This is a genomic window from Calothrix sp. NIES-2098 (assembly GCF_963875125.1).
Lineage (GTDB): Bacteria > Cyanobacteriota > Cyanobacteriia > Cyanobacteriales > Nostocaceae > Aulosira.
Map to the genome: position 1 here is coordinate 2,354,318 of NZ_CAWNKJ010000001.1, position 16,066 is coordinate 2,370,383.

Genomic DNA, 16,066 nt, shown 5'->3' on the forward strand with positions numbered 1-16,066 from the left:
AAGAAGCCAGGTAATTACTATAGCTTCTTGCTATAGCGTCAGTTATGAGCTAATGGCCATCGCATAAGGTTCTAAAGAGGTCACTAATTTTACATTAAATTCTGCCTCAAATACTCCTTTTTTATAATCTAAACTCCACATTTCTAAGTCACAATCATCATCGGGATGAAAGGGAAAAACTCGCAACTTCACTTCTTGATTATTGGAATAGTATTCGCACTGGACTCTGGCAACAGCACCAATTTGTCGCCGATCTAAAGCTACTGCCAATCTTAAAATTGCACTTAATTGGCTGACTATTTGACGGTGCTGTTTGCTTAGTAAATTGCGGAAATTCTCGTGCTTTTTCTTGGGGGCAGATTTGCGATGATATCTGGCTAAATTGGCAATGATTTCAATTTCAGTTTCGGTATAACCGAGTAATTCACTATTGCGAATTATATAGTAAGAGTGTTTGTGGTGAGATGAATGGCTGATATGATGACCGCAATTATGTAATATCGCAGCTGCCCATAGTAGTTGCCGTTCTTCTGTGTCCCAGTAGTGTAATTTGTTTTGCGTTTGGTCAAATAAACTCAGAGCAAATTTGGCTATGCGATCGCAATGTTCTAAGTTAATTTGATACTTGCTAGCTTGTTTAAGGACGCTACGCTGCCGAATTGAACTTTGGAAACGCAGTTTATCTTCAATTAAACCGTGGGCTAGCATCCAGTCCACGATTACACCCTCGCGGAGGGCACGTTCGCATATTGTCACTGAATCAACGCCTAAGAGCGTCATAGCTTCCTGTAATATTACTGCGCCTGCCAGTATAACTTCAGACCGCTTTTCTGGCATACCAGGAATTACACTTCTTTCGATGTTATTCAGTTTCCGCAAGCGATTCACCCAATCGCGCAAGTCCTTGAGGCTGAGTTGATAGCCATTGAGTGTAGAAGGAACGTAACCTAATTTTTCTCTAGCATTAATCAACGCCAAGGTTTCAATCGTACCTGAAGTTCCCACCAACCGGGGCGATTCGCCAAACTTGAGATTTGCCTGCACTTCTTCTACAGAACGTTCTAACATTCCCCGTGCGTAAGCTTGCAGGTACTGAAACTCAGAGTTACTAATCGGGTCAGTTCTAATTAATTCGCTTGTGAGGCGGACTGCACCAATTTTAGTACTCGTAAGCGTGCGTGGCTCGTTACTGTCGCCCAAAATTATTTCTGTGGAACCACCGCCAATATCCACGATTGTGTGAGGCTGGTTGTGAAATTCCATCCCCGACAGTACACCCAGGTAAATGCGTCGCGCTTCCTCTTGTCCAGAAATCAAGTCAACGTTCAAACCCAAGTCAACTGCGATTCTATGGAGAAAATCTTTACCATTGGGCGCTTCGCGGACGGCGCTAGTTGCTACAGCTACGACTGTTTCAGCGTTAAAAGTTTTGGCAACTTCTTGAAAGCGTCCTAGTGCCGCGATCGCCTTATCGATAATTTCTGGTTTAAGATAACCCGTAGCCAGATCGCGATCGCCTAGTCTCACAGTTTCTTTTTCTCTAGCAATAATGGTAAATGCTGGTAGGGTGGTGTCAATTTTCACCACTACCATGTGCAGAGAATTAGTACCTAGGTCAATGGCAGCAATAATCCGGTGTTGCTTAACTGTTGGCGTAGGAAGGCTCATGCAGTTAGCTGAAACTAAACTCAGCATCTAGTTTTCTCTCTGTTAAAGAAGGATAGTAAAAACTAATATGTCGGGGTGATTGCGGTTGAGTAGTGGGTGACTCTACCTGATTTCAGAAGATTTACTCTGCTGCTCACAACTAAATTGCTCGTTTAGATGTATCTAAAGATGCCAGTTTAGGTTGTGTTTTTACAAATAGCAAATAAAGATATTCTATAGATGTAAAGATGTGTGAATGCATCTAGCTAAAGTAATTACTTGATTCTGCTTCACTTCTATGCTAAACACGCCAGAAACCAATTCCGAACCGATGTGGCTTGTGATTTTTCGGCTTTTGCGGTGGCATAAACCAGAAGGACGATTAATTTTGATGATTCCTGCCCTTTGGGCTTTGTTTTTGGCAGCCGCAGGTAAACCGCCTTTGCCTTTAGTTGGCGCGATTGTATTGGGTACTCTCGCCACAAGTGCGGCTGGTTGCGTGGTCAACGATCTGTGGGATCGAGATATCGACCCTGAAGTGGAAAGAACGCGCGATCGCCCTTTAGCTGCTCGTACACTATCAATTAAAGTCGGGATTGCTGTAGGCATAGTAGCGCTGTTTTGTGCCGCAATTCTGGCGTTTTATCTTAATCCTTTAACTTTTTGGTTGTCTGCGGCAGCAGTGCCCGTAATTTTACTGTATCCAGGGGCAAAGCGAGTTTTTCCCATACCGCAATTAGTATTGTCAATTGCTTGGGGTTTTGCTGTATTGATTAGCTGGAGTGCAGTAACTCAAAATATCTCCCAACCTACTTGGTTACTTTGGGGCGCAACTGTATTGTGGACATTAGGATTTGATACTGTTTACGCTATGAGCGATCGCGAGGACGATCAACGCATTGGGATTAATTCTAGCGCTCTCTTCTTTGGGAATTACGCTCCTTTAGCAATTGGGATTTTCTTTGCTGGCACAATTGCCTTACTTGCTTGCTTAGGTATTTCCATCCACCTTCACATTGCCTTTTGGATTAGCCTAGTAATTGCCGCAATTGGTTGGATTTGGCAGTCACTACAGTTAAGCAAGCCAAATTTACCCAATCCTGCTTATGCTGAGATGTTCCGGCAAAATGTTTGGATTGGTTTTATCTTACTGGCTGGGATGATTGCTGGTTCTTTGTAAATGTCTTGGACGATAGTTAAGGGTGGGATTTCCTCGCCCCTACGAAAGGGTATGTACAACTTACGTATTAGTATTAACTCCTTCAAGATAACTTTATAAAAAAACTGTATTTCCCCTGTGTACACAAAGTTTTTATCAATATTTCATGAGTGATATCCGAAATAGTACGAATTTAGTTTAGTAGTTGGATATATAACTCTAAACTTTAAGACGTATTCAACTCATGAAGCGATCGCATCTCGTCAAAATCGCCATGATAATTTTATTTTCCCTTGGCAGTCTTGGTGTTGTCGGGGGAAGTTTTTTTCTCAGAAAAGCTTTTAGTAGCTCATCGGAACCTGAGATAGTAAATGATACATCTCGTTATGCTGAGATACGCAATAAATTAATAAATAATGACTACCAAGTAAAACATTTCCCAATTACAATTCCTGCGGATGCAAAGGATGTAAAAGTTGCTTATTTACCAGGGTTTGCGCAAGGTAGTAGTTTTTTTCAAGTCAGATTAAAAGAGTCACCAGAAAAGATAAAAAAATTACTAGCACAATATAAAAGTGTTGCCAAACATGAGTATAGAGGTGGTAATACAAATGACCACGCTAACTTACCTAATGGAGTGCCTACAACATTTTTTTATACTAGCGACACATCCGAAGAATCGTTTCCGCCAAGCTACGAAATATTAGTTTTAAATGCGCAAGATAGAGGTAGTCCTGGCTTTAAATGGAATCATGGTGATAGCTATGGGGTTGCAATTGATAGTTCAGCCTCAGAAATTGTTTATTGGAATGAACAGTGGTAGGGGATGAGGAGACAAGGGAGTGTGGGAAGTGTGGGGGGACAAGGGGGACAAGGTGAGACCAGCGCTGCGGGAGGGTTTCCCTCCGCAGGCGACTGGCGTTAGCGCAGCGTAAAGCCTTCGGCATAGCTTCGCTTAGAGCGACGAAGGAGCGTCACCCGAAGGGAGGAAATAACTAATGACCAATGACAAATGACTATATGAGAACAACTATTGTTGGAGTGATGGGGCCGGGAGAAAAGGCGACAGCAAGTGATTTGCAAAATGCCTATGAATTAGGTCTTCTTATTGCCCAGCAAGGATGGATTTTACTCACTGGCGGTAGAAATGCGGGAGTGATGGATGCTGCAAATAAGGGTGCTAAATTTGCTAATGGTTTAACGCTGGGTATTCTCCCAAAAAATCAGCAAGATAGTATTTCTCATGATGTGGATATTGCCGTTTTTACAGATATGGGAAATGCTCGAAATAATATTAATGTTCTCTCTAGCGATGTGGTAATTGCTTGTGGGATGGGTGCGGGAACTGCTTCAGAAATCGCTTTGGCTTTGAAAGGAAATAAGGCAGTGATTTTACTGAACGACGATGCAGAAAGCAAAGTGTTCTTTAAAAAGCTGTCACCAGAGAATGTTTATATTGTGGAGAGTGCGGTAGATGCGATCGCATCTGCCAAGCTAATTTTAAACAAGACTGCCAAATCAGGATAGATTTCCTTTGCGTGGCTTTATTATGAAGCTTTATTACGAAAATTCACACTTCTTAATTCATCTGCCGACTAGCGATGGGTTGCCGCATAAGGTTTTACCGTAACCTGATAAAGAGAGTACTTGCGGTTATTTAGGCAATAGCTACTCTACAACAAGTTGAGACAGGCAGGTTACAATTCATGGCTTATTCCTGGTTTAAAGCGTTTCATATTATTGGCTTCGTAGTCTGGTTTGCTGGTTTGTTCTACCTAGTACGTCTATTTATCTATCACGTTGAAGCAAACCAAGAACCAGAACCAGCACGCACGATACTGAAAAATCAGTATCAAATTATGGAAAAACGCCTCTACAATATCATCACAACTCCAGGAATGTTGGTGACTGTAGCAATGGCAATCGGTCTACTAACTACGGAACCGGATGTCTTGAAAGAGGGTTGGCTGCATATCAAACTGGTGTTTGTGGCTTTATTAATTGGTTATCATCATTACTGCTCCCGACTCATGAAAAAATTAGCAGTAGATGAATGCCGTTGGAATAGTCAGCAGTTACGGGCTTTAAATGAAGGACCTACAGTTATGCTGATGGTGATTGTTCTGCTTGCTGTATTCAAGAACAATCTGCCTACAGATATCACGGTCTGGGTAGTTTTTGCGTCAATTATCTTAATGGCGGTAACAATTCAGCTTTACGCTAAAAAACGCAAGCGCGATAAAGAAAAGCTGACAGCACAATTAGGACAAGTTGCACAAGAACAAGGTTAATCTCATAAAAAACTCCCTCAGAATTTCTGAGGGAGGTTGGAGAAGGAGTATTGTAAAGTTGCAACCTATGCAGGGTTAAATTCAGATTTGCGTTGCAGTAGTTGAATAATTGCAGCTTTCTCTAAAATTCCCACTAGCACACCGTTGTCGCGAATTACAGTCAGTGCAGATAACTGTTGTTGTTCGAGTAGCTGAACTACTTCTACTAACGGCTTGTCTGATTGAACTGTGGTAGATTCTGTAATGGGTCGCATTACTTGTTTAACTTGAGTTTCCGACCACTCGGTTGTAGGGATGGTTCGTAAATCGCTAGCAGCGATCGCACCTACTAATTGTCCCTCATCATCGGTCACTAAGAAGCGATGCCATTGTTCGCCACTTAATATGCGTTCGTCAGCAAACTCTCTGAGAGTTAGGTTAGCAGATACAATCGGGCTATTAGGAGTGACAACATCCTCTGCTGTTAAACCTGTAAGTTTTTCTTGCACTCTGGCAAATTGCGCCGCATTCCCTGCATTTCGTAGCAAGAAGAAACCGATTAACAAGTTCCAGAAGTTAGCAAGGCTGCCAAATAAAACTAGCGGAATTACACCAGAGGCGATCGCAACCCAACCAAATATCTGTCCAACTCGGCTGGCAAATGTTACGCCTTTATAAGGATTACCTGTAATTTTCCAAACTAAGGCTTTCAGTATATTTCCGCCATCCAAAGGCAAGCCAGGAATTAAGTTAAACAGTGCTAGCGCTAGGTTAACAGCAGCCACAACACCCAGAATTGCAGCTAGCGGGCCTGTGGCAGCAGTAGCATAACCAACGCCTGTCACCGCAGCACATAGCAATAGACTAACTAACGGCCCCGCGATCGCTACCCAAAACGCTTCACCTGGGGTTTTCGATTCTTTTTCTAAGCTGGCTAAACCGCCAAAGATAAATAGTGTAATTGATTTAACATCAATTCCTTGACGAAGAGCAACAAAGCTATGTCCTAATTCGTGGGCGACGACAGAGGCAAATAACAACAGCGCTGTCATCAATCCTAATATCAAAGCTAATCCCCCAGATAACTGAGGAAATTGCCCCATCAGTCCGCTGCTATAAGTCCAAGTTACCAACCCAAGCACTAAAAACCACGACGGATGGATGTAGAAGGGAATCCCAAAGAGATTACCAACGCGTATTGTGCCATTCATGTCGTTCACCTTTGATTTCTGCTTCTAGAGGTTTACTTTCCTCTTGATGTCTTTAGTGTAACGAAATGTAAACGAACATTAATCTTTCAATTGGTAGGGGTGTCCGTCAGTTTAGGTGCGGTTATTTGGAAGTAGATGTTTTGACATCTGCTGGCAAAGCGTAAAATCCCAAGTGATTGCCAACTGGACGTTCCCGCATCGGTAGTCGGGTATGAATAGGAGCATTTAATACCTTGGCGCTATTAGTTTCTCCCTTGACTAATGTAACGGAACCGCCACCATCCATATTAATTGCAGCATCAGCACCTAAATTGATAGCAGTCATTGCCAACTCAAGCAAAGTTAGTCCTTCACTGTAGAAAGGTTGTTTACCATCTACAGCAATCAGCCAAAGTTTTGTACCCTCTCGGTTAATCGCTACTGCTAAACGTGGGTACGGTTTATTTTCGCGAATCTGAGAAGTAACAACCTTACCGTTAGCAACTAGCATTTCTTTCCCTGCAACACCTTGAACGGTATCTGCGGGACATTTACCACTCGCTAAGATTTGGGCAAGATTATTTGGGGAAAAGCACACTACCGCCCGATCTGATTCGGGTTGAGAATAACGAGATCCATTAGAGATTGCTTCCCCTAAAGGATAGGAAGGATCGCCGCTATGGGGATAGTAATCCCAAGGACTTTTTTCATAATAATGATGGAAGTAGCTAGCATTAACAGCTAATTGCAGCTTAAATTTGCCCAGAAATTCTGAAGTGGTGCTGGCGCTAGTTTTCCTACCTTTACCTAATGGGAAACCGGGAGTTACTAAAGGTTTGACTCCTGGTGCTGTCAAGTCAACGGTGACAATATGCATTGTCACCGGACGGGGTTGAGAAATAGCACGACTTTGATAAACAATGCCTTTAAATAATACTTGCTGCCGATCAGTGCGAGATGGACGTAACAAACACAACCATCCGTAGAAAATTGCGGGAGATAACAGCAGAGTTACAAAAGCTGCGATCGCAAATCGTCGGAGATAAACTTGGTAACGATGATGCATAACCTTTTAGAGAAGAGTCTTTTTAGTGTTCTTGCACCCCTAATGCCAAGTAGCCGCCTATGTAATTATGACAAATCCCCAAACACATATGAGCTTTGGAGATGCGATCGCCAGCAGTAGATAGTAACAATGCTCGCAAAAGCACAAAAGTAAGAAAATGAGCGTCTTTAATTTCTTACTTTAGTTGCCACATCTGAGCCGTATCAACAGTTTTGAGAGCCAGTGCTGTGCATCTCTATTGTGCGGTCGTGCCTACTGGGGGGACAACCGAGAACATGGAAATTGGGACGCGTTGTCAAGTGCGTTTGTTAGCTGGAATTACTCACTGATCTAATTCGTCCAGTCTCCACGGCTGCCGTCTTTCCCCTAATCTCCGTCTTGCTTCTTTAGTATCTACTCTTTGCATGTGAATCTCCACAAGCTCTACGGTTTCTCGAACCAATGCTTCAAGTTCATTAACAGCTACAGAGGCTTGGTGACGAAACAAAGCTTCCAGACGTGAGGCAAGATTTTCAGGGGCAATCTCCATTTGCTCAATAAATCTGCTCATTCGCTTGAATTGAAATGTTGAGTAATACAAGTGGTTCAATCCAGACAACACACCGAGAAGGTTTTGGGCTGATTCAACTAGGATTTGGTAGTACCAGAGCGTTGTATCCCTTTTGGTAAGCTTGGATTGTATTCCCCAAATTGGGAAAAATTTGAGATAATGCTCAACCATCTTTTGCGCGAGTCCATCTGGATAATTCGCAACTTTGGCTTTCCACTGGTCAATCAGCGTTTCGCCGTACAACGGGATTCCCACTAGTGTTCCTGACATCCCTTTCATGACCGGAGATTGAACATCAAATTCCTCCAAGACGGCTGAAATTTCTTTTTCCCATTGTGCGATCGTCGCATGAGCAAACTGACATTCAACCCCGTTGAAAAAGAAAGTCTCACCAAACGCACCTTCAGATCGATCACCCAAAATCTCGATCAACTCTGAACCTTGATTTTGCTGACGCGCAAGATGCAACTCTTCAAATGAAGGCAATTCATCATAATAAAGCATCACATCGCAATCTGAGTATTCATCGCACAGGCCTTCTGCCACCGAGCCTGTAATCATTACAGCTTTCGTTTTCGGGTTGGCGATATACGCTTTGACGTTGCGTTCTACTAATTTCAACAAGTATTGAGTTCTATCAGTCATGGATTGTTGTGACTGGGATAAAGTTACAAAACTGATTTATATAAATTTACTAAGATAGCTAATACCGCACAAGGAAGTTGAACAGCATTGCTTCACCAAAAGCCTACCAATAAGAAACTTTATGGGTGTTTACACACGGGCTTACTTACTTTTTTCCTAGAATGAATAAGTCAACTCGGTAAACTCTGTGATTTCTTACCAGGGAGGAAATCTGCACTGGGGGAGATTTTTCTAGAAATTCCTACCTACGGCACTATCTAGATTTGTTAGTGTAGGGATAATGAAAATAGTGCTGATGATGCTGGCTTTGTTGGGCAACTTCTACCGAGCAGTAAATAGTTATTAAAAGTAAGACTCACAGTAAGAATTATGACATCATTTGAACCTAAAAGCATTCGTTCTTATAGCCAGGAAGATGTACAGCAAATTCTCCAGTTGGCGATCGCTACTCATGCTGACAACACAGATAGAGAATTTTCTTACGATGAGTTGCTAGAAATCGCTGCGGAGTTAGATATTGCGCCAGAATCTTTAAAACTAGCAGAACGCGACTGGCAACTGCAACAAAGCGAAGTGCAACAGCGACGAGTGTTTAATCTCTATCGCCAAGGCAGATTTAAGAAGCGTTTGGGTAATTACGCGATCGCTAATGCTTTTTTTGTCCTCGCAGATTTGATTAGTGGTGGCGGTCTTTCTTGGTCGCTGTATATTTTGTTATTCTGCGGTTCTGTTGTCGGGTGGGATGTTTGGAATACTTTCTTGATGAAAGGTGAAGAGTACGAAAGGGCTTTTCAACGGTGGAATCGCAAACATCAGATTAAACAAACGATCAACTCAGTTTTGAATAGGTGGTTTAGGGCGTTGCAGGCTTAAGCTAAAAAAGCGATCGCTTACCCAAATCTCAATGAATTTAGATTCCCGACTTTTGAGAAAAATCGGGAATCTTAAATTGTTGTCTCAAACCACAGTATTTTGTGTAGAAACGCCAAGAAAGGCAATTTCCTCCACATCAAAGACATTCAAGGTGAACCCATCGCGCTTGATGGTGTAATTGTTACAGGAGCCTGCGATCGCGTAATCACATTTAAAATCAGGCAGAATTAGCTTGTCCCATCCTTGACCACCATCGATAGTGGCATTACCATAACCAACATCAAAGGTGTCGCATCCGTATCCACCCTTAATCAAGACATCGGCAATCGCACCTTTCTGGTCTGAAACTGGATTACCATTATCATCAATTCGACGGGCTTTAAAGTAATCATCACCTTTTCCACCATCAATCGTACCGCCTTGAATGCCAATGCGGGTGCCATAGCCAGTGAGGATATCACCTCCCGCCCCTCCATCGATCGTGCCATTAGTATTATCAATACCAACGCCCAAACTAATACCCGTACCAATGAGGGTATCTTCACCATCGCCTAAACTGATTAGACCTTTGTTAACAATGCCTATACCTTCACCTGGTTCAATATCTTTAACAGGAGGGTTATTGTCGAGTCCTGCACCACCTGTACCCGTACCAGAGATCGAGTCATTTCCCTTCCCGCCTCTGATTATGCTACCTTCACCGTTGGAGATGCCTATACCTTGACCTACGAAGCTACTAAAGGGGGCTAACACCGCATCACTACCCTTAGCGATACCAGTAATAGAATCGTTCCCTTCTCCACCATTAATCTCGCTACCTTGGGTGTTAGAAATTCCTATAGCAGATGCGAAAATTGTTCCGGTTCCACTACCAACGATTGAGTCGTCTCCTTTTCCACCATCAATGCGACTATGTTCGCTATTATTGATGCCTGTATTTATCGGACTTCCCGCTGCACCTCCTTTTCCGGTTCCGGAGATTAAATCTTTGCCATCTCCGCCATCAATATAGCCACCCTGAGTGTTAAATATACCTATACCAGTTGCAGTTGCGCGAAATTGGGAACCGCCATTGCCAGCACCAGTAATAGTATCGTCTCCCTGGCCTGCTTTGATGATGCCATTATTAGCAATACCTATACCTCGGCCTTCAATAGGGGGGGAAAATGCGTTACCTCCGTTACCAATACCTTTAATAGTGTCGTTGCCTGCTTTAGTATTAATGACTCCGTTGTTTAAAACCTCAATTCCAATCGATGGAAATGCATTATCCTCTTGTCCCAATACGACATCAGAACTAGAAGTGCCTACGAGCGCAGGGGAAGAAACAGTTAGTCTAGCCATAATATAATTGTTGAGTTAATTTGTTTTTCCAAACTTCTTAAATTAAGCTCTTAATGGCTTGAGTATAAGACAAGAATCATCAAATTGAATCAAATTATTTATTAATCGATCTTATTTATAATCTTCTCTACAAATAGCTCAAAAAATCTTTAACAAAGAGGTATGTCTTAAGATATAGAAGCTCCTAAATAACGGCAATTCAATATAAAATAAGGGAATTTTGTATATAAGAATTTTTTTCTCTCTAGGGTTATATTTCCTTTTAAGGTTGGTAGCAAGATTTTTAAAATATGCATCTACCATAAGTAATTATTTTATTAACTTATGAAAAGCTTTTCTTTAAATAAAAATGAGTCTTCAGTTATTGGTAGTAGCGGATGGAATGCTTTGCTAGCGGCTAGCATGAAAAGCGATCGCTCTCTTACTACAGGCGATCGCTCTAAATCTTCAACACTAATTCTTTACTCGTCCGTTAGTTGGCTCCTCGATAATTGCAGTTGAGGCGGGTTGAACATCGGGAACCTCTACAACTGGAGGAACTTGTGCAGTAGGTTTTTTACCTCGCTTGCGATTAGAGCCACCTGCTTTTGAATACTCGATGCTGTTTCTACCGTAGACAGTTACAATTCCAGTAAGCATCCGTTCTGACATTTGCGAGAGTTGTCTGTCCATCTGGGTTATTGCCTTACGGGATTCCTCAAGATTAGACAACAGCGTATTATGGGCTTCCAGCATAACGCGGGTATGATTAATTAAGCGAGAGTAAGCTTCAACAGTTAATCCATGCCCTAAATCCAAATTCTCATCAATGGATTTCAGCAAGGCGAGACGACGTTGAGCTTTGTCTACAGCATTAGACCCACGAGTTTTGAGAGACATGGAAGATCCTCCTTGAATTATTCTTTTTTAAAGATAATGGGATGTTCTTGTGCTTGAGATGAGTAGTTTCGTGGATTTAATCGACAATAAAAAGCAGAAAATAAAGAATAAACTGTATTTTTACTAATTTATCTGTTCTTTTCCGTGATTTTGAGGTTAACAAAATCGGCAATTGAGTACTCCGAAATGGCAATTGAGTACTCCGAAATAGCAATTGATCGCTCCGAAATAGCAATTGAGTACTCCGAAATAGCAATTGATCGCTCCGAAATAGCAATTGAGTACTCGGAAATGAAAATGGAGTACTCCGAAATCGCAATTGGGTACTCCGAAATAGCAATTGAGTACTCGGACATGAAAATGGAGTACCCCGAAATCGCAATTGAGTACTCCAGAATGGCAATTGATGCGCGATCGCTACTATCAGAGCCATAGAAAGCTAGGGTTTTGATATCTGAATATCATGTCCGTCGCAAGTGGAATAACGCAATCGCAAAAGTTTTAGGATTGCTACTCTGCGATCGCAATTGACTTGTCTTTAAACGGACATGATAAGAGTCAACAGTTTTTGCGTTTACCGAAGGTGTTGGCAAAGCCATCGCTTTTCGCTTGGCTTCAATAGATATTACGTATTGTTTTGTGTGATATGTAACTAAATTCTGGGTAACTTTTCCCTACAATTCTTTACACCCATTTAGTAAATGATGTATTAAATTATAGCCGAGCATCTACAGGACGATACTTAATCGTAGAGCCTGCTAGTTCTCTGTTTTGTTTTTAGCCCTAACAAAGAATACTTGGATTTAATTACTGAGATGATGTGGAGTGCCAACTATGTCAACTGATACGATTACTCAACCGGAATTACGGGATGAAAAAACTGAGCAACATCATAATCCTCAGCAAATTCTAAGTGTTGAAGACTTAAGCATTTTAAATCAGCGCTCTAACTCGAAAGGGTTGGTTCAACTAGCAGGACATTTAGCAATCGTTGGCTGTAGTGGCTATGTTTGGGCGACTAACTTTGGTAATTGGTTGATAGCAATCCCTGCATTAATCATCTATGGCTTCAGTTTGGCTACGATGTTTGCACCTATGCACGAAGCCGGACATAGAACTGCTTTTGCCAACAATCGCTTGAATGATGTTGTTGCTTGGTTTGCAGGTTTACTCTCGTTTTACAACAGCACATTTTATCGCCGTTATCACAAATGGCACCACCGTTATACTCGCGTTCCCGATAAAGATCCAGAACTGACGGATCTCACACCTCGCAACCTGGGTGAGTACTTCTTAGTACTTAGCGGTTTACCTTGGTGGGTAGATAAAATCCAAGGACATTATCGCGCTGCACTGGGACAACTGGATAATTGCCCATTTATCCCAGATACAGCACGAGATGAGGTGATTCGTTCTACTAGATTACAATTAGCAGTTTATGCAGGTGCGATCGCGCTTTCAATTGCAGTAGGTCAGCCTTGGTTTTTACTTTATTGGCTGCTACCGATGATTGTTGGTCAACCACTTCTGCGTTTTATTTTACTGGGCGAACATACAGGTTGCACGCTTGACGCTAACCTGCTAACAAATACGCGCATCACGCTAACACTCTGGCCTGTGCGATTTTTGATGTGGAATATGCCACTTCATGCAGTGCATCATTTATATCCATCAATTCCATTCCATGCAATGCCGCAAGCATACCCAATATTGAGTTCCCACTTTACTCATGTTGATTCCGGTTATCTCAAAGTCAACCAATATATTATTGATAACTTAGGAACGTTACCTTGCTAAATCGTTTTTTATAACTTTTTTGGTAGTCCTGAAGCAAGATGAAGTTTCTGGATGTTGCAGCAAACTTAGAAATAAGTAAGCGTAAAACATCACAATCATGACTACTGAAAAAACAAATCCCCAAAATATTGCGTTCGCTAATTCTAAGCAAGGCGAAAGCAAAAAAGAACTCAATCAAAAGACTTCTGTTGAATTTTCTGTTAGCGTTGTCTTAGGAGTTTTATTAATTATCGTTTTGGCAGCAACTGCTTATTTCGGACTAGTTCGCTAATTTGCTACTAGCAATCAAGTCTATTCTGGCGTACTCTATGCATAGATCCCCGAATTCTTGATGAAGTTGGGGATCTAAACAAATTAATTGCTATATTGTGTCAAAATTAGGACGATTAGAGGCATGACAAAACCTCTTGGTTGCCTAAATCTACAGAACTTTGAGCTACAGTGTGGTGCGGTGCTACCGCAAGCACAATTGATTTATCAAACTTACGGCGAATTAGCGAGCGATCGCAGTAATGTCATTCTCTACCCCACTTCTTACGGCGCGCAACATTACGATATTGAGTGGCTAATTCATCCTGATGGCATTCTCGATCCCAGCCGTTGGTTCATTATTATTCCCAATATGTTCGGGAATGGACTGTCAACTTCGCCTAGCAACTGTCAAGATTGTGGTTTAAGCGAACAAGGCTTTTGGTTTACTCATGTAGATAATGTTCGCGCTCAAGAACAACTATTGCGGGAAGTATTTAAAGTTGAAAGTTTAGCGCTGATTTACGGTTGGTCAATGGGCGCACAACAAGCTTATCATTGGGGCGCATTATTTGGCGATCGCGTTACCCGGATTGCTGCATTATGCGGTACAGCTCGCACTACAGACCACAATCGGATTTTTTTACTCAGCCTCCGCGCCGCATTAACAGCAGACTTAGCTTGGAATGGCGATCGCTTTACAGCTTTTCCTGAACGAGGATTAAAAGCTTTTACGCGAATTTATGCAAGTTGGGCTGCTTCCCAAGCATTTTACCGTGAAGGCATTTACTACCAACTTGGTTATTCATCTTTAGAAGATTACTTACTACGCGCTTGGGAGTCTAACTATAAAAAGCGCGAGCCACACAATTTGTTAGCAATGATTGATACCTGGCTGCGCTGTGATATCAGTGATAATCCGAAATATAAAGGCGATTATAAAGCAGCTTTGGCTGCAATTCCTTCTCAAACATTGGTAATGCCTGCTACAACAGATTTATACTTTACGCCAGAAGACTGCGCTGCCGAAGCTGCGTTAATTCCCAAAGCGAAGTATCTCCCGATTTCTTCAATTTGGGGACACCGCACCGGGAATCCTTACGACAATCCTAAAGATGCAGCCTTTATTCGCAGTGCTGTCCGAGGATTGTTGGCAGAACCATGAAATCAATCACAATTAAATGTCAAATTTAACAGAAGCTTTAGATGAATCTATTCCACTAATAATATTTGTGCTGTAAAGCTGACGCTGAATTTAACAATTATCATTTCTAATACTGCCGTCGGGCATAATGGTTTCGCAAAATATAGCATCATCCAGATAGGCGATTTCAACGCCTATGTTAGAAGAAAAAAAGATGAGGGTGTAATATCCGCCTCATCTTCACTATTTTGGAATGCAAGTTAGTAAGTAAGTCGGTGCAAATAATCATCACTTGTTTGTAGTCGCGCTTTAGCGCTAAAGCGCGACTACAAGCCAAATACAGAGATTTTACTTTTCTTTAAATAGTTTGGTTTTTTCTCACTGACTTACTTATCAGAAAACTTTTAACCAGCCTGAGCAATCAATTGGGTTGCAATTTGTTGTGCTTGGTTGATGGGGATAGCAAATCCGATTCCTTGAGCACCTTGAATAATTGCTGTATTAATACCAATCACCTGTCCGTTTTGATTCAATAGCGGCCCGCCGGAGTTACCAGGGTTAATTGCTGCGTCTGTCTGAATAAAACTTACTTCCCTACTACGCGAACCGATCGCGCGGCTAGAACGTTCTGTGCCGCTGATAATTCCAACTGTGACGGTATTATCTAAACCGAGAGGATTACCAATTGCGATCGCCCATTCCCCAGGTTTTAAACTATCGGAATTACCAATGCTGACTGTGGGTAAATTGTTTGCTTGAATTTGAACGACAGCGACATCAGCCGCCCGATCTGCTCCCAATACTTGACCTGTGAGTTGGCGACCGTCTTTCAATGTTACTGTTACTTTGTCTGCGCCAGAAACTACGTGAGCGTTAGTTAAAATAATCCCATTTGACCTAATAATAAACCCCGAACCGGTTCCCCGTGCCACCCGCGTCCCAGATTGTGAATATCGGCTAGAAGTTGTGCGCGTGGAGTCAATCCGAACTACGGCTGAACCAGTTTTTGCTACGGCATCAGCAATAAAGTTATTATTAGCATCTACCGAAGAATCAGAAGGTAACTGTGCAATTGTTGGTTGAGACAGCACTGGATTTGTAGGCATCAAATGCGCTCCCACAAGCACTGACATCGCACCTACAGAAACTAAAGATGCATTAACTAGAGATTTTTTCAAGGAAAAATTAGCAGACATTGCAGATTTCTAAGTTAAAGAATGGGTTTTAACACGATCGGCAAAAGACGAAACTCC

16 protein-coding genes are annotated in these 16,066 nt (G+C 42.1%); 9 read left to right on the forward strand and 7 right to left on the reverse strand.

The features are described 5' to 3' along the window. Nucleotides 1–42: 42 nt before the first annotated feature. Nucleotides 43–1,695: a Ppx/GppA phosphatase family protein gene (locus AACU33_RS09880; protein WP_096588340.1), complete on the reverse strand. Its 1,653-nt coding sequence runs from the start codon at nucleotides 1,693–1,695 to the stop codon at nucleotides 43–45. Nucleotides 1,696–1,945: 250 nt separating this feature from the next. Between AACU33_RS09880 and AACU33_RS09885 the strand changes: the two genes are divergently transcribed. The 4 genes from AACU33_RS09885 (at nucleotide 1,946) to hemJ (ending at nucleotide 5,097) form a co-directional block, all read left to right on the forward strand. Continuing rightward, nucleotides 1,946–2,827 (forward strand): 4-hydroxybenzoate solanesyltransferase, encoded by an 882-nt coding sequence (locus AACU33_RS09885; RefSeq protein ID WP_096588341.1) that lies wholly within the window; start codon nucleotides 1,946–1,948, stop codon nucleotides 2,825–2,827. Nucleotides 2,828–3,080: 253 nt separating this feature from the next. Further along, nucleotides 3,081–3,629, forward strand: coding sequence for a hypothetical protein (locus tag AACU33_RS09890; RefSeq protein ID WP_096588342.1), 549 nt, complete (start codon nucleotides 3,081–3,083; stop codon nucleotides 3,627–3,629). A gap of 182 nt (nucleotides 3,630–3,811) precedes the next feature. After that, on the forward strand, nucleotides 3,812–4,333 hold the full coding sequence (locus tag AACU33_RS09895; RefSeq protein ID WP_445291751.1) for an SLOG cluster 4 domain-containing protein: 522 nt from the start codon (nucleotides 3,812–3,814) through the stop codon (nucleotides 4,331–4,333). A 179-nt stretch (nucleotides 4,334–4,512) separates the two neighbouring features. Continuing rightward, on the forward strand, nucleotides 4,513–5,097 hold the full coding sequence (gene hemJ / locus AACU33_RS09900; protein WP_096588344.1) for a protoporphyrinogen oxidase HemJ: 585 nt from the start codon (nucleotides 4,513–4,515) through the stop codon (nucleotides 5,095–5,097). Nucleotides 5,098–5,162: 65 nt separating this feature from the next. Here hemJ and AACU33_RS09905 read toward each other — a convergent pair whose 3' ends face one another. From AACU33_RS09905 to AACU33_RS09915, 3 genes are all read right to left on the reverse strand, one after another. After that, the gene (locus tag AACU33_RS09905; protein ID WP_096588345.1) at nucleotides 5,163–6,287 is read right to left on the reverse strand and encodes a site-2 protease family protein; all 1,125 of its coding nucleotides are present in this window, start codon (nucleotides 6,285–6,287) and stop codon (nucleotides 5,163–5,165) included. A gap of 121 nt (nucleotides 6,288–6,408) precedes the next feature. Then, a complete protein-coding gene (locus AACU33_RS09910) occupies nucleotides 6,409–7,332 on the reverse strand; it encodes a phosphodiester glycosidase family protein (RefSeq protein ID WP_096588346.1) in 924 nt (307 codons plus the stop codon). Between the two features lie 322 nt (nucleotides 7,333–7,654). Next, a complete protein-coding gene (locus AACU33_RS09915) occupies nucleotides 7,655–8,527 on the reverse strand; it encodes a hypothetical protein (protein ID WP_096588347.1) in 873 nt (290 codons plus the stop codon). Nucleotides 8,528–8,896: 369 nt separating this feature from the next. Here AACU33_RS09915 and AACU33_RS09920 point away from each other — a divergent pair, with 369 nt between their 5' ends. Then, a complete protein-coding gene (locus AACU33_RS09920; RefSeq protein WP_096588348.1) occupies nucleotides 8,897–9,400 on the forward strand; it encodes a 2TM domain-containing protein in 504 nt (167 codons plus the stop codon). An 84-nt stretch (nucleotides 9,401–9,484) separates the two neighbouring features. Here AACU33_RS09920 and AACU33_RS09925 read toward each other — a convergent pair whose 3' ends face one another. Further along, nucleotides 9,485–10,744: a hypothetical protein gene (locus tag AACU33_RS09925; RefSeq protein WP_096588349.1), complete on the reverse strand. Its 1,260-nt coding sequence runs from the start codon at nucleotides 10,742–10,744 to the stop codon at nucleotides 9,485–9,487. Between the two features lie 453 nt (nucleotides 10,745–11,197). Beyond that, entirely contained in the window at nucleotides 11,198–11,623 is a 426-nt protein-coding gene (locus AACU33_RS09930) for a hypothetical protein (RefSeq protein WP_096588350.1), read from the reverse strand. A gap of 186 nt (nucleotides 11,624–11,809) precedes the next feature. On the opposite strand from AACU33_RS09930, the gene AACU33_RS09935 reads away from it, so the two are divergent. The 4 genes from AACU33_RS09935 (at nucleotide 11,810) to AACU33_RS09950 (ending at nucleotide 14,834) form a co-directional block, all read left to right on the forward strand. Continuing rightward, nucleotides 11,810–12,058: a hypothetical protein gene (locus AACU33_RS09935; RefSeq protein WP_096588351.1), complete on the forward strand. Its 249-nt coding sequence runs from the start codon at nucleotides 11,810–11,812 to the stop codon at nucleotides 12,056–12,058. A gap of 399 nt (nucleotides 12,059–12,457) precedes the next feature. Further along, complete coding sequence (locus AACU33_RS09940; protein WP_096588352.1) at nucleotides 12,458–13,420, forward strand: fatty acid desaturase family protein; 963 nt, start codon at nucleotides 12,458–12,460, stop codon at nucleotides 13,418–13,420. A 97-nt stretch (nucleotides 13,421–13,517) separates the two neighbouring features. Next, the gene (locus AACU33_RS09945) at nucleotides 13,518–13,691 is read left to right on the forward strand and encodes a hypothetical protein (RefSeq protein ID WP_339375893.1); all 174 of its coding nucleotides are present in this window, start codon (nucleotides 13,518–13,520) and stop codon (nucleotides 13,689–13,691) included. Nucleotides 13,692–13,814: 123 nt separating this feature from the next. Beyond that, a complete protein-coding gene (locus AACU33_RS09950; protein ID WP_096588353.1) occupies nucleotides 13,815–14,834 on the forward strand; it encodes an alpha/beta fold hydrolase in 1,020 nt (339 codons plus the stop codon). Nucleotides 14,835–15,217: 383 nt separating this feature from the next. On the opposite strand, the gene AACU33_RS09955 is transcribed toward AACU33_RS09950, so the two are convergent. Further along, the gene (locus AACU33_RS09955; protein ID WP_096588354.1) at nucleotides 15,218–16,009 is read right to left on the reverse strand and encodes a trypsin-like peptidase domain-containing protein; all 792 of its coding nucleotides are present in this window, start codon (nucleotides 16,007–16,009) and stop codon (nucleotides 15,218–15,220) included. Nucleotides 16,010–16,066 lie beyond the last annotated feature (57 nt).